At 40.0% G+C, this 1,642-nt stretch carries 1 protein-coding gene; it reads left to right on the top strand.

What is annotated here, in order from left to right; all coding sequences use genetic code 11:
• A partial coding sequence (locus tag QA601_18865; GenBank protein ID MDG5817164.1) for a hypothetical protein occupies positions 1-1,642 on the top strand: 1,642 nt, incomplete at both ends.

The following is a 1,642-nucleotide window of genomic DNA, read 5'->3' on the forward strand; positions in this document are numbered from 1 at the left end:
TTTTGAATCTGAAACAGAACATCTCTCCTATCTTTTAATAGATGACTTTGAAGATGGTGACCTTATCTCACGGGGAGGCGGGGATTGGTATACCGGGTCTGATGACGAAGTGCAGGAGCCACTACTACCGGGCAACAGCACTTCTTCCATAGAGGTTAAAGAGGTTAGGATAAATCACTATTTTCGAAAAGGTTTGGTATGGGAATACACATTGGGTGATAATCCAGTTAGAGATAGTACAGGTTTTGAATTAGGAAACTGGGTGTGGGCTGGTGTAACAGTTGGCAACTTTAATGCAGAAGGGTTTGATGGTATTGCTTTTATAGCAAAATCAGATACTTCAGGTTACATAGAAATAGAAGCAAAAATCGACGGGATAACATCATATCGAAAAGGAATTGAGCTGTCAACAGAGTGGGAATTCTATCACATACCTTTTGATGAACTGGAAATAGTGGATAGTGGCGATTCAGCTATTGAATTTGACCCTGCAAGGATAACAAATTTCGGGTTCCATATTGGTCACCCCGACTCTAATGGTGATAGTGGTGAAATAATTATTACTGATCTGCAACTTTACACTGAAGCGGAGGTTGTAGTAGTTGAAGCAACAAAGTCAGGAAATGGAAGGATCTATCCTCATGGAGAAACCGTATGCATAGAAGGTTTATCACAGGAGTTTACTTTCATCCCCGATTTCAATACAAGTGTTTATGATGTTTTAGTTAATGGTGTTTCTGCCGGTACATGTTCAACATACACTTTTTCTGCAGATTCTTCGGGTACAGTGCACGTGATTTTTGAATCTGAAACAGAACATCTCTCCTATCTTTTTATGGATGACTTTGAAGATGGTGATCTTATTTCACGGGGAGGCGGAGATTGGTATACCGGGTCTGATGCTGAAGAGCAGGAACCACGAACACCGGGAAACAGCACTTCTTCCATAGAAATCGAAGAGGTTACAGCCGATCACTACTCCGGAAAAGGTTTGGTATGGAGATACACGCTGGGGGATATTCCAGTTACAGATAGTACAGGTTTTGAATTAGGAAATTGGGTGTGGACAGGTGTAACAGTTGGCAACTTTAATGCAGAAGGGTTTGATGGTATTGCTTTTATAGCAAAATCAGATACTTCAGTTTATATGGAAATAGAAGCAAAAATCGAAGGGATAACATCGTATCGAAAAGGAATTGAGCTGTCAACAGAGTGGGAATTTTATCATATACCTTTTGATGAACTGGAAATAGTGGAATGTGCCGATTCTGCTATTGAATTTGACCCTGCAAAAATAACAAATTTCGGTTTCCATATTGGTCACCCTGATTCCAATGGTGATACTGATGAAATTATTATTACTGATCTGCGGCTTTACACTGAAGGGGAGGTCGTAGTAGTTGAAGCAACAAAGATAGGTGATGGAAGAATCTATCCTCATGGAGAAACTGTATGTATAGAAGGCTTATCACAGGACTTCACTTTCATCCCCGATTCCAATGCATTTATTTCTGATGTTATAGTTAATGGTGTTTCTACCGGAGCATGTTCAACATACACTTTTTCTGCTGATTCTTCTGGTACAGTGCATGTGATTTTTGAACCAGAACCAATACCTCTCTCCTATCTTTTGATAGATGAC

Source organism: Chitinispirillales bacterium ANBcel5, from assembly GCA_029688955.1.
Lineage (GTDB): Bacteria > Fibrobacterota > Chitinivibrionia > Chitinivibrionales > Chitinispirillaceae > Cellulosispirillum > Cellulosispirillum alkaliphilum.